This is a genomic window from Pedobacter agri PB92, from assembly GCF_000258495.1.
GTDB classification, from domain to species: Bacteria; Bacteroidota; Bacteroidia; order Sphingobacteriales; family Sphingobacteriaceae; genus Pedobacter; species Pedobacter agri.
The window spans coordinates 1-12,162 of record NZ_AJLG01000151.1 but is presented as its reverse complement, the minus strand read 5'-3'; the positions used below and the strand labels follow the sequence as shown (position 1 = coordinate 12,162).

At 37.3% G+C, this 12,162-nt stretch carries 13 protein-coding genes; 5 read left to right on the top strand and 8 right to left on the bottom strand.

The features are described 5' to 3' along the window. Positions 1 to 166: 166 nt before the first annotated feature. A complete protein-coding gene (locus tag ON09_RS25425) occupies positions 167 to 547 on the top strand; it encodes a hypothetical protein (protein WP_010602518.1) in 381 nt (126 codons plus the stop codon). Between the two features lie 44 nt (positions 548 to 591). Here the strand turns inward: ON09_RS25425 and hemA are convergent, their stop codons facing one another. Further along, entirely contained in the window at positions 592 to 1,818 is a 1,227-nt protein-coding gene (gene hemA / locus ON09_RS18285; protein WP_010602517.1) for a glutamyl-tRNA reductase, read from the bottom strand. A 104-nt stretch (positions 1,819 to 1,922) separates the two neighbouring features. On the opposite strand from hemA, the gene ON09_RS18280 reads away from it, so the two are divergent. Then, positions 1,923 to 2,315: a DoxX family protein gene (locus tag ON09_RS18280; protein WP_010602516.1), complete on the top strand. Its 393-nt coding sequence runs from the start codon at positions 1,923 to 1,925 to the stop codon at positions 2,313 to 2,315. Between the two features lie 323 nt (positions 2,316 to 2,638). On the opposite strand, the gene ON09_RS18275 is transcribed toward ON09_RS18280, so the two are convergent. Beyond that, the gene (locus ON09_RS18275) at positions 2,639 to 2,866 is read right to left on the bottom strand and encodes a YtxH domain-containing protein (protein WP_010602515.1); all 228 of its coding nucleotides are present in this window, start codon (positions 2,864 to 2,866) and stop codon (positions 2,639 to 2,641) included. 57 nt (positions 2,867 to 2,923) lie between these two features. Here ON09_RS18275 and ON09_RS18270 point away from each other — a divergent pair, with 57 nt between their 5' ends. Then, positions 2,924 to 3,748, top strand: coding sequence for an alpha/beta hydrolase family protein (locus ON09_RS18270; RefSeq protein WP_010602514.1), 825 nt, complete (start codon positions 2,924 to 2,926; stop codon positions 3,746 to 3,748). 121 nt (positions 3,749 to 3,869) lie between these two features. Here ON09_RS18270 and ON09_RS18265 read toward each other — a convergent pair whose 3' ends face one another. From ON09_RS18265 to ON09_RS18240, 6 genes are all read right to left on the bottom strand, one after another. Further along, complete coding sequence (locus ON09_RS18265) at positions 3,870 to 5,144, bottom strand: mechanosensitive ion channel family protein (RefSeq protein WP_010602513.1); 1,275 nt, start codon at positions 5,142 to 5,144, stop codon at positions 3,870 to 3,872. 255 nt (positions 5,145 to 5,399) lie between these two features. Further along, the gene (ispG, locus tag ON09_RS18260) at positions 5,400 to 7,382 is read right to left on the bottom strand and encodes a (E)-4-hydroxy-3-methylbut-2-enyl-diphosphate synthase (protein ID WP_010602512.1); all 1,983 of its coding nucleotides are present in this window, start codon (positions 7,380 to 7,382) and stop codon (positions 5,400 to 5,402) included. Between the two features lie 144 nt (positions 7,383 to 7,526). Next, a complete protein-coding gene (locus ON09_RS18255; RefSeq protein ID WP_010602511.1) occupies positions 7,527 to 8,135 on the bottom strand; it encodes an RDD family protein in 609 nt (202 codons plus the stop codon). A gap of 62 nt (positions 8,136 to 8,197) precedes the next feature. After that, positions 8,198 to 9,181, bottom strand: coding sequence for a LiaF transmembrane domain-containing protein (locus ON09_RS18250; protein WP_010602510.1), 984 nt, complete (start codon positions 9,179 to 9,181; stop codon positions 8,198 to 8,200). Positions 9,182 to 9,186: 5 nt separating this feature from the next. After that, on the bottom strand, positions 9,187 to 9,873 hold the full coding sequence (locus tag ON09_RS18245; RefSeq protein ID WP_157259004.1) for a PspC domain-containing protein: 687 nt from the start codon (positions 9,871 to 9,873) through the stop codon (positions 9,187 to 9,189). Between the two features lie 19 nt (positions 9,874 to 9,892). Continuing rightward, the gene (locus tag ON09_RS18240) at positions 9,893 to 10,582 is read right to left on the bottom strand and encodes an SDR family oxidoreductase (RefSeq protein WP_029204448.1); all 690 of its coding nucleotides are present in this window, start codon (positions 10,580 to 10,582) and stop codon (positions 9,893 to 9,895) included. 145 nt (positions 10,583 to 10,727) lie between these two features. Between ON09_RS18240 and ON09_RS18235 the strand changes: the two genes are divergently transcribed. Together ON09_RS18235 and ON09_RS18230 are read left to right on the top strand one after the other, a co-directional pair. Next, the gene (locus ON09_RS18235; protein WP_010602507.1) at positions 10,728 to 11,462 is read left to right on the top strand and encodes an MlaE family ABC transporter permease; all 735 of its coding nucleotides are present in this window, start codon (positions 10,728 to 10,730) and stop codon (positions 11,460 to 11,462) included. After that, on the top strand, positions 11,462 to 12,162 hold a 701-nt coding region (locus tag ON09_RS18230; protein WP_010602506.1), incomplete at its 3' end, for an ABC transporter ATP-binding protein. The genes ON09_RS18235 and ON09_RS18230, both read left to right, overlap by 1 nt.

Sequence of the window (12,162 nt, the reverse complement as noted above, 5' to 3'; positions counted from 1 at the left end):
GAGACAGTGAGGTTACAGTTCGGAGTGAAAAGCTGAAAGTTGGGAAGTTGAAAGCTGAAAGTTAGAAGTTGAAAGCTGAAAGTAAAAAGTTGAAAGTTGAAAGTTAAAAGCTAGATAGTTTATATAACATTAAGAGAATTTTTATGCGATTTGCAATTTCCGTCCCTTGGGGAGGTGGCCGCAGGGCGGGGTGGTTTTCATTTATCCAACAAATATAGATGTTACTACTGTTTCCGTTATTGCGAAATCGATTTTTCATCTACTGAAGCAATCTTATTTATTATATTATTTATTAAAGGAGATTGTTTCCCCGAAATGTCGGGGCAGGCTGTACCTCGCAATGACGAGTGCGCTAAACAATGCCTTATGGGAGTTTTTAAGTTTCTTATACAAACAGATTATTCTAAACCTGATTGTAGTGGAAATACTTTTTGTTGCAGGTCTTCGACAGGCTCAGACTGACAATGACAAAAAGATTGAAACGGAAAGCAGGACTGAACCAACAGAAAAGCACAGAAAATTGCTTTTCCAAAAAATAGAAAATTAACTTGGCGTTATTTGCGCCTAAACTTTGTGAACTTTGCGGTGAAATTAAGATTCTTTAACCAAAATTTCTTTGGCCATAATCATCGGAACGCTGATACATTTTTTCTCCATGTAGTTCATTACACGTTCCAGAACCTCACGGGAAGCTTCATCCATTTGACTGATTTCATCGGCAAAAACACCATTTAAAGCGGTATTTTTGATTTCTTTAATCTTCCGGGGAACTTCCTGCATGGCCAATTCGATGCGGCGTTGTTTTAAAACCGTAAAAAACTCTGCAATATTTGTGTTGATGATATCTTCTGCGTGAACCAGTTCGTTGTAACGCTCCTGAATATTTTTACGGGCAACTTCTTTTAAAGATTCTACCTCTATGTAATGAATTGGATTGTTGTGAATAACCGCTGGGGCAACGTCATTAGGGATAGCCAAATCAACGATTACCTTCTTACCGGTATCGCCATTAAGCAATTTTGCGTAAAGTGCCTCATCAATAATAGTTTCTGTTGCACCTGTGCAAGTAATAATCACATCGAAACCTTCCGTAAAGTTTTCTAACTCGGCTAGTGAATAAGCCTTACCATTTAATTCTTCAGCCAAAGTTTCGGCTTTGGAAAGCGTACGGTTAAAAATTGAGAAGTTTGAATACTTATGCTTGTTAAGATATTTCGCAATATTTTGGTTGGTTTCGCCAGCACCAATAATTAATACGCGTGAATTGCCGCACATGTTTAATTCTTTAAGCTTACGATAAGCCAGAGAGACCACTGAAACCGGATTTTTGGAAATATTAGTGTGCGTGTAAACTTCTTTCGCCGTTTTCACTACCCTATCCATAATCATCCGCATGTAATCGCCCGTAAAACCTGCATCGCGGCAATTTTCATAGGCTTTACGTATTTGCGCCAGGATTTCCTTTTCGCCCACAACCAAACTTTCTAAAGAACAAGACGTTCTTAATAAGTGATTAAAGGCTTCTTCGTTTTCATAAACAGTAACATTATCAAGAAAACGCTCCATGAATTCTGGAGGTAAACCCATATCCAAAACAGTAAGAAATTTGGTTACGAATTCTTTATCGGTTTTTTCTTTGGTAAGAAAAACAAATTCAACACGGTTACAAGTACCGATGTAAAAAATTTCGCTAACGGGAAGCTCTGCCTGAAGATTCTTCAACCTGTTATCTAGACTCTCGTCACAAATAACTAATTTCCCTAAAGATTTCAGGTCGATGTGGTGATGCGTAAAAGCTATTACTTTTAAATATTCCAAGTGCTTCCGTTGTTAACTATTATCGGGATACAAAAGTAACACGGTTGGTGCATGTCAACGTCATTAATCTGTAATTTACATTAATTTAGAACGGTTTTAAATAGATGCATAACCCTGACAAACCCAATGTTACTTTCAAAATTCTATTATGGATTTACGCCCTGTTCTATATGCTGGCAGGCTTTAATCATTTTATTTCTACTACCGGATATTATGCAATAATGCCAGAATGGTTGCCGGCTCACAAATTTTTAATTTACTTATCGGGCATTTTAGAAATTTCCTTTGGAATAATGCTTCTTTTTTCTAACACAAGAAAGTTGGGCGCATGGTTAATTATGCTGATGCTTGTAGCCTTTATGCCCGCACATATTTATATGATTCAGAAAGCGCCATTCATGTTGAAGTCAATTGAAATTACACCTTTCATAGCATGGATGCGGATTCCCTTTCAGGCAATGTTTATCTGGTGGGCATGGATTTATACGAAAAAATAGGATTATTTTGAAAAGCAATTTCAGTGGCGTTATTTAATGTTAGTCCCGCTTTTCGCTACAATCTTTTTGTTAACCTCTGTCATTCTGCTCCAATTCCGTCATTGCGAGGAGGAATGTCGTGGCAATCTTCCTCTTAAATCCAACAAAAAGTATTTCCGCTACAATCGGGTTTAGAAACACTGGCTTGCATAACAAACCTAAAAAGAAAATCAGCAAGCTCCATGGGCGCCTCTTCAATGAAACGGAATGGCAAATTGCCGACTCCTCTGCAAACAAAAAAAGGTAAAACTTGAGTTTTACCTTTTTGCAACTTGGGAAGTAAATTATTTTTTTTCTTCTTCTTTTGAGGTTAAATCTTCCCATTTTTCCTCAGCTTGTTCTTTCAAATCTTCAGCCTTTTCTTTAGTTTCTTCCCAGATATCTTCTGCTTTTTCTTTGATATCATCAAAAGTATCTTCTGCCTTGTCTTTAAATTCGTTAAATTTATCCTTCAAACTATCAAAAAATCCGTTTTCTGATTCAGGGTTTGGTGTTTGGTTTTCTGTTGCCATAATTAAAAATTTTATAGCGTAAAACAAACACTATTCCACAACAGCTGTTAAAATATTATGATTGTACAAAATGATTTCAGCCTAAGCGGTGCAGATGGAAAGTTAATTATCGGAGATATTACTTTTGATGATAAAAACCCAAATACGCCAATATTACTTTTTGTTCATGGTTTTAAAGGCTTTAAAGATTGGGGCGCACACAATTTAGTTGCCCGATATTTCGCAGCCAATGGTTATCGGTATATAAAATTCAACTTATCGCACAGCGGCGTACCGGCAGATAATCCAAAAGATGTGAGCGATTTAAATGCCTTTGCGAGTAATACTTTTTCGAAAGAACTCTTTGATGTAAATGCCGTACTTGATTATATTGAAAAGGTTTACGGTAACAACACTAAAGTGAATTTAATTGGCCATAGTCGCGGCGGTGGTTTAGCGATAATTGAAGCCGCTCACGATTTGCGAATTGATAAATTGATTACCTGGAGTGCCATTTCAAATTTTGATAGCCTTTGGAAAAAAGAGCAGGAAGCGGAATGGAAAAGCACAGGCAAAATCTATGTAACCAATGCCAGAACAAAAGAGCAAATGCCTTTAAATGTTGAGCTATTGAAAGATTTTGAAGAAAACGCGGAAACATTAAATATTATCGAAGCTGCCAAACGAATTAATATTCCCTGGTTAATTATTCAGGGGGATGAGGATGTAAATGTTCCTTTCGAAAATGCACAAAAATTAGCCGATGCAAATCCTGGTAGTAGATTAATAAAAATCGAGGGCGCAAATCATGTTTACGGCGCTTCGCATCCTTATGAAAACGAAACCTTGCCGCCACTTTTATTTAAGGTTTGCGAAAAGGTTTTGACATTTTTAGGGGAGTAAATCTTCAGATGATGAGACGAAATTTTTAATTAAGGCACAGCCAGAAAATGTACTTCTGTATGCTAATACAGAGTCAATAGGTTAGAGATTAAACGGTACGTTCAGAATGATAACAGCAATCTTAATCATTGCCTCTGCTTACAAAACCACGCATATCGCTTCCACTCGGACTTTGGAAAATTTCTAAATCAAAATAAGGAACCGCGGCAAGTAAATGGTCAAAAATATCAGCTGCCACCTCCTCGAACTTCCTTAAGCCCTTCTCTTTCGAAAACACGTAAATTTCGATAGGTAAACCATTTTCTGTGGCTTGTAACTGGCGCACCATAAACGTTAAATCGGTATTGATGAAAGGATTGCTTTCTAAATATTTTTCTGCATAAACTCTAAATGTACCAATGTTGGTCATGTGCTTCCCGTTAACCAGATTATTTGGATTTACTGCATTTTCAGCGTTAAACTTGGCAATTTGCAACTGGGTTTCCGTTAAATAATCTTTCAGAAAATCGATGTTTTGCAAACGGGAAATGAGTTCATCATCGCAAAATTTAATGCTCGAGATTTTAATATTGATGTGCCGTTTAATTCTTCTCCCCTCACTTTCTTCCATTGCCCGCCAGTTTTTAAAAGATTCACTCACGATGGCATAACTCGGAACAATGGTTACGGTTTTATCCCAATTACGCACTTTAATTGTAGTCAGGTTAATTTCTGTTACCTCGCCATCAGCACCATATTTTTCGACCGTAATCCAATCGCCAACGCGAACCAAATCAATGGCACTCATTTGTACAGAGGCTACAAAACCTAAAATCGGGTCGCGAAAAACCAAGATAAAAACTGCCGTTACCGCTCCAAAACCACCAAAAATATACAAAGGAGATTGGTTTAATATGATGGAGAGAATCAGGACGAACCCTAAAATATAAATAATGATTTTCGCAACCTGCTTGTAACTTCTGATGGGTTTATCGGCGTATTTCTTGGAGGCCTCCATTATGGAAACCATGGCGTTTAAGAATGCATTGATGGCAAACATTGTGGCTAGCACCACGTAAATTCTGGAAAATATCAATGCATAAAAAAGCCAGTGTTTGAAATCAATAAATACAAATGGAACAGCATTGTAAATAATGTAGGCTCCAAATATTAAAGCAAAGGCTCTGAAAACCCTGAATTCGAAAAGTGCTTTTTGCCAATCGGTTTTGGTTTTAGCACTTCTTACTGCAAAAATAAATACCTGCCTGGTTAAGAATATGGTGATAAAAAGGAATAGTGTTACGCCAATTAAACCAATAAAAAAATATGAATAAACCAGTTCGGCGCCAGAAAGGTCTTTTTCTATCAGCCAGTTTCTGAATTCGCTAAATATGGTTTGAAAGGTTGGAATATTCATTGAGTTAATTTAGTATTTATTGGCTAGAAAAGTAAATTGTATATTGACTTAAGCCATATTGAGCTTGTTAAAAAATATTTACATAGGCTCTTCGAAGACTAACTGCTATGTTTTACACGGCCACCATTTAGAAATAAGCACTTCATCGACTGAAGCAATTTCATTTTGATATCGAAGTAGAAAGTGATTGCTTCGTGCCTCGCAATGACGGCCGTCCTGATTTTGAATCGAATTGATTTCTTAAAAAATAACAGGCTAATCTTTCTCCATCCAATTGCCATCACCTTTTATAATATCAATTAATTCATCCAAGGCAAAAGCTGTATTTACATTTTTCTTAACCACTTCCTGACCACGGTACAAAGTAATTTTATCAGGTCCTGTACCTACATAACCATAATCAGCATCAGCCATTTCGCCCGGTCCATTAACAATGCAACCCATGATTCCAATTTTAAGGCCTTTCAAATGGTCTGTTCTCGAACGAATCAATTGAGTAGTTTCCTGTAAATCGAAAAGCGTTCTACCGCAACTTGGGCAGGAGATATATTCTGTTTTACTGATTCTGGTTCTGGTAGCCTGCAAAATCCCAAAGCTGGTCGAGTTAATTAATGCTAGATTCTGACCTGAAGCATCTATCCAAATTCCATCGCCAAAGCCATCGGTAAATAATGCGCCAAAATCAGTTGATGCATAAAGCTGTAAACTATCTGCATTTAAATCCTCATAAGTTCTTTTAATAATTACCGGAGTTTGAATATTTCTTTCTTGCAAAGCGACAAAAAAAGCCCTCTGCTCTGCCATGCCGTGACTTGCAGTAGTTTTCAATACAAAAACCACATTTATCAACTGATGTAAAGACAAATGATTGAAATGCGCTGCATCAATTTCTACGAAATTTAAATGCTCATCTTTAACCGCAGCTTCGTTGAACTCATCCAAAGAAAATAACGGATGACAGTTATTTTTATCATGAAGTTTCAACCAGGTTTGATAGTTGTAAACCTGTTTTAAATTCCCGGGAAAAGAAAATGAAGGTAAATGATCACCCAAAAAAGCCAAATCGCAGGCCTGATCGGCAAGGTTATATTTATCTAAACCAGCGCTATAATTGTAACCAATAGCATTTAAAAAGTAAGGGTCTTTCAGGTTTTCTTTAGAAACATCAATCATCACAACCGGATGATGGTGACCTCCGATGTGCTGAACACTTTCTGTTGTTCTTCGCGAATATTGGTATGGATTGTAAGTTGGTGATTGTCCTTCGACAAGCTCAGGATGACATACGACAGTATTGCTTTCAACTTTCAACTTTAGACCTTCAGCTCTATTCACATACCTATCTGCCAATGCTTTTGCAACAGGCGCTTCAAATTCCGGATCTTCGGTTAAGGAAACACGAATGGTATCACCCAAACCATCTTCTAACAAAGTACCAATTCCAACTGCCGATTTTATACGGCCATCTTCCCCGTCGCCAGCTTCGGTTACGCCTAGGTGCAAAGGATAGTTCATGCCTTCCTTCACCATGGTTTCAACCAACAAACGATATGCTTGAACCATTACTTGCGTGTTGCTGGCTTTCATCGAAATCACCAGGTTATAGTAATTTTCGGCTTCGCACATGCGGATAAATTCCATCGCAGATTCAACCATACCCCGTGGTGTATCGCCATAATGGCTCATAATTCGATCAGAAAGCGAACCATGATTGGTACCGATTCGCATTGCAGTACCATATTCTTTACAAATTTTGATTAGGGGAACAAACTTTTTATTGATCCGCTCTAACTCCGCGGTGTAGGCATCCTGCGTATATTCCAGGTTCTCAAATTTCTTTTTATCAGCGTAGTTTCCCGGATTCACACGAACTTTTTCCACAATCCTTGCCGCCATTTCCGCAGCATTTGGCGTAAAATGTATATCGGCAATTAAGGGAACATCGTATCCGCGAAAGCGTAATTCTTTTTTGATGTTGGCTAAATTTTCAGCTTCTTTTATACTCGGAGCAGTAATCCGAACATATTCACAACCTGATTCTACCATTCGGATGGTTTGTTCAACGGTTCCAATGGTATCCATGGTATCGGTAGTCGTCATCGATTGAATGCGAATAGGATTATGGCCACCCAATGCGATGTCACCAATCTTTACTTCACGAGTTAGAAACCTCGAATATTGTGTTAAACTATTGCAATATTCTCCTGCTAATTCAGATTTTACCGATATATTTTCCATGCGACTGCAAAGATAAGTATTGTTGGAATGTTTTGATGTTGGAATGTTGTAATATCTAATTATAGAGTTAGTGAATTTTGAATGAGTGAATGATAACTGCAACTTCTGAACTCAAAACTCAATCATTAAAAACTCAATAGTTAATTATATCAGCCTGTCTTTTATCACCAGGCAATCAGCCGCTATATCATGCCAACATTGATTTTTACGGTTTAAGAAACTATATAAGTATCCGAAGAACACTGGAATAACCGATAAAATTTTAGAAAAATTCCTGGCTAATGATCGACCAAATGAAATTTGCGAACCCTCAAGGTCAGTCACCTTGATGTTAAGTATCTTTTTACCGATGGTAGCCTGGGTTTTTGATGCTTCGGCAATGCTTCCATAGATAAGTTTAATGACAAAAATGGATGGAAACGGAACTAAATAAGCCATGATCCGTTGATCTTTACCTTCTATAAAAATGAAACTAAGCAGAATAACGATGCTATAAATTCCGAAAATGATAAAGTGATCAATCACGGTTGCAAGCAATCGCTGATCGAATGCGGCAAAGTACTGAGGGGCTGTTTTTTGATATTTGAAACCCAAAAGCTCACGCAATTCAGGTATTGCGTGAGCCTCTTTGTAATCATCCATACCAGGTTTTCGGATGAATGTATTTGGTGTGATGTTTAAATCACTAAGCTGTGATAAATGATAAGGCCCTTGTGGCTTTCCGTTTATAACTACGGTATATTGATCGTTCATTAGATTAAAATTTAAAGATTTCGGCTGATGCTTTAGTCTTTAAGCTTTCACCTTTGAGCTTCTTAATATCTACTAACCTCAAAGTTACTCAATCCACCATCTAAATTAATAAAGATTTTTTTGGTTGATGTTTTGTAGTTTGATGTTTCATAAACACCATCACTTAATTTTTCAAAACCATCAAAATCTTTGGCTGATAAGCCGGTTTTAGTTTTGATGCGACAACCAGAATTTGTCGGAACTTTTATTTTCACATCGGCTACGCCGGATTTGACCACCACATCGGTAATCGGCAGTAAATCACCAAACTTAATGTCTAAAGCAGCTGCACCACCATCAAAACGAAATGTACGAACTTTGTAATCAGCAAAATCGAAATTTGCCTCGCCTGCACCAAGTTTCATTAAAATATCCCAGTTTGCAGCTTTGTTTAGCTTGAAATTTACATCATTCCCGCTATCACCAAACTTCCATTTGCTTTTTCTATCGTCCATGCTAAAAGTTAACACGGTTGCCGAATCGGTAATGAGTTTTTTCAATGAGAAATTTCCATGTCTTTTCTTTACATCAGCATTGATCAATTCAGCAGTTTCTCCATCTAAATTGAATGAAATACCTCCACCTGAAATATTTAAAACTGTTTTTTTAGCATTTTCAGTCGCTACAAATGGCTCAGCTAATTTCAAACTATTAAACGCCGTATCATTGCTATCCTCATCGTTGTCATCATCACTGTCATTATCATCAATACTAATATCAACATCCTTTTTAAATTTATTGCCCCACCAGCCACTTCGATCGGGTTCCTGCTGACCTTTAAAAAACAAAAATCCTAAAGCAACAACCAAAACCGCAAGGGATACCATGCTTCCGGCTTGTGAATTATTTCTATTGAATAAAATGTTAACACCGGCAATGATTAAAAATATTGGCCAAAAACTCCATACGTTGCGCCAGTAAAAATCAATGATACCAAAGTTTTCGAGTAGAAGTACACCACCAATAAAAAGCAGTAAAATACCCCATATTAATCTATCTAATTTCATAATGTTTATGCTTGAGGGTTATTTGATGTTGAATTATTGTCGTTTTTTGTTTCTTCCCCGGGTACTACTGTCTCCGAAAAATCAGCGGCTTTTTTCTGCTCTTCCTGATTTTGTTGGTTTTGAAAAGCTGCCCATTCATTTTTTCTTTTAGATTTCGCGATAATGCTAATCCCCAAGGCAATAAAAATCAATGGCCACATGAATTTGAAAAGATTTCTAATGGTGAACCATTGGGGAATAAAATCGAGTTCATGCATTAAAAAGAAACATCCTATTACCAATAAAAGTAAACCAGCTATTGTTCTGCCTGCATCATTAGATTTATTTACCCTGTTAAAATCTGGCTGTGTTTCAAATGGTTTTTTCTCAAAATCATTTACCGGCTGAGACCAGTTGGTATTGCCTGTGGCTGAACCTGAAAAAGGATCTGGATTACCAAAGGGCGGTGTATTGGGATTGTTTTTGTTAAAATAATCATTAAATTTTGAGAATCTTACTGCCGGATCGTTGTTCACCGGAACAATTATCCACATGATGATATAGGCGATTAAACCGCCGCCTGCCATAAATATGGTTGATAGTACAAATAATAGCCTAACGATGGTAACCTCAACCTGCATGTAATCTGCAAGTCCTGAAGCTACACCGGCAATCATCTTATCGTGTTCATTTCTAAAAAGCTTCTTTTCCATAACGCTGTTCATTTTGTGTTTAAAAATTCAGTGGCGTAATTAAAACCTCATCAACGTTAACCCCTTTACTTAAGTTTAAAATGGTGTACAAAGTTTCTGCTATATCTTCGGGCTGAACAAATTTTTCATCTGGTATGGTTGTTCCTTCCCATGATGAAGTTTTGGTTGAGCCCGGCAAAAAAGCAGTTACTTTAACGTTGTGTGGCGCTAACTCTTGCCGCAATACATTGTTAAGACTTAACATCGCTGCTTTTGTTACACTATAACTGCCACCATTTTCAACGGGTGCTTTACTGGCTACTGAACAGATATTAAAGATGTGCCCACGATGCTCTGAACGCATTTTTTTTCCAAAGAATTTGCTTATGTAATAGCTTGCATTAACGTTTAATGATTGCTGCATTTCAAAAGTTTCATCATCCTCATCAAGCAAACTACCAGGAATATAGGCGCCCACATTATTTACCAAAACATCGGCAAAACCAAATGCTGAATCTATTTGATCTAGAAATTTGAGTACCTCTTCCTTTATTGAGCAATCCACTGAATAAATCAAAATTTTTTGATCCGCATCAAATAATTCATCCCGTAATTGTTCAAGTTCTTTTAAACCTCTGGCTACTAATGCCAGTTGGTAGCCTTGTTGCCAAAGTTTAATTGCAATAGCCCTTCCAATTCCTTTTGTTGCTCCTGTGATTACAGCTTTCATCGTGTACGGATTAGTTTTTGTTAACAAAAAACCATATTTATATTGAAAACCACGAATATTTTTGTAATTATCAAAGAGGGTCAACTTTTTTATCGTTTCTTTGTAGTACTATAAATGATCATTTAAATTAAGCAATACATACGGAATGAATTTTACCAATTTCGGCAGATACATCCTGCTACTTAAGTCTGTATTCAGAAAGCCGGAAAAACTGAAAATATACCTTAAAGAGATCGCCAAACAAATGGATTATGTTGGTGTGGGCTCTTTAGGACTTATTGCCATCATCTCTACTTTTATTGGTGCCGTAATGACTTTACAAATTGCTTTCCAGCTGGTTAGTGATTTTATCCCAAAAACAATTATCGGTTCTGTTAACCGTGACTCTAGTATTTTAGAATTAAGCCCTACCATTAGCGCAATAGTTTTAGCCGGAAAAATAGGTTCAGCAATTTCATCAGAAATTGGTTCGATGCGTGTTACTGAGCAAATTGACGCTTTAGAGATTATGGGAATTAACGCCCCGGGTTATCTGATTCTTCCGAAAATTATTTCAGGAATTACAATGGTACCGATGCTGGTGATCATTTCAATGTTCTTAAGTATTTCTGGTGGTTATATTGGGGGCTCTATTTCAGGTGCTGTTACTCCTGCAGAATATATTCAGGGTATTACAACCGATTTTAATCCTTATACCATTACCGTAGCGCTGGTTAAGGCTTTTGTTTTCGGCTTTATTATTACTTCCGTGCCAGCATACGAGGGTTTTTACGTTCGTGGCGGGGCTTTAGAAGTTTCACAGGCAAGTACCAGAGCAGTAGTAATTAGCTGTATCTCTATTCTTGTTTGCGATTACCTGGTTACTCAATTGTTATTATAATGATCGAAGTTAAAGATATATACAAATCATTCTCCGGAAACGAAGTTTTAAAAGGCATTTCCGGAAAATTTGAAGAAGGTGTTACCAATTTAATTATTGGTGGATCTGGCTCAGGAAAAACGACTTTGCTCAAATGTATGGTCGGTTTACACCAGCCTGATTCAGGATCAGTACTTTACGACGGTCGCGATTTTACCCCAATGACCTACGAGCAACGCATTGAAGTTCGTAAAGAAATCGGGATGCTTTTTCAAGGATCAGCTTTGTTTGATAGTATGACGGTGGAAGATAATATTATGTTTCCATTAAACATGTTTACCGATCAAACCAGGGCAGAAAAAATTGAGCGTGTAAATTTTTGCCTGGAAAGGGTTAATCTGGCCGGAAAAAATAAACTGTTCCCGGCAGAACTTTCAGGGGGGATGAAAAAGCGTGTGGGTATTGCCCGGGCCATTTCTATGAATCCCAAATACTTATTTTGTGATGAGCCTAACTCAGGTTTAGATCCAAAAACTTCCATTGTAATTGATGAATTGATTCAGGAAATTACCGAAGAGTTTAAAACGACAACCATTGTGGTAACCCACGATATGAACTCCGTAATGGGTATTGGCGATTACATCTTATTTTTACACGAGGGAAAAAAATTCTGGGAGGGCAGCAACAAAGAAATTGCGCACACGGATATTCAGGAGCTTAA

Excerpts from the sequence above, each read along its gene's own strand:
- ON09_RS18280 (WP_010602516.1), top strand. The coding sequence starts at position 1,923 with ATGCATAACCCTGACAAACCCAATGTTACTTTCAAAATTCTATTATGG.
- ON09_RS18255 (WP_010602511.1), bottom strand. The coding sequence starts at position 8,135 with ATGAACGATCAATATACCGTAGTTATAAACGGAAAGCCACAAGGGCCT.
- ON09_RS18245 (WP_157259004.1), bottom strand. The coding sequence starts at position 9,873 with ATGGAAAAGAAGCTTTTTAGAAATGAACACGATAAGATGATTGCCGGT.
- ispG (WP_010602512.1), bottom strand. The coding sequence starts at position 7,382 with ATGGAAAATATATCGGTAAAATCTGAATTAGCAGGAGAATATTGCAAT.
- ON09_RS18265 (WP_010602513.1), bottom strand. The coding sequence starts at position 5,144 with ATGAATATTCCAACCTTTCAAACCATATTTAGCGAATTCAGAAACTGG.
- ON09_RS18250 (WP_010602510.1), bottom strand. The coding sequence starts at position 9,181 with ATGAAATTAGATAGATTAATATGGGGTATTTTACTGCTTTTTATTGGT.
- ON09_RS18270 (WP_010602514.1), top strand. The coding sequence starts at position 2,924 with ATGATTGTACAAAATGATTTCAGCCTAAGCGGTGCAGATGGAAAGTTA.
- ON09_RS18235 (WP_010602507.1), top strand. The coding sequence starts at position 10,728 with ATGAATTTTACCAATTTCGGCAGATACATCCTGCTACTTAAGTCTGTA.
- ON09_RS18240 (WP_029204448.1), bottom strand. The coding sequence starts at position 10,582 with ATGAAAGCTGTAATCACAGGAGCAACAAAAGGAATTGGAAGGGCTATT.
- ON09_RS18275 (WP_010602515.1), bottom strand. The coding sequence starts at position 2,866 with ATGGCAACAGAAAACCAAACACCAAACCCTGAATCAGAAAACGGATTT.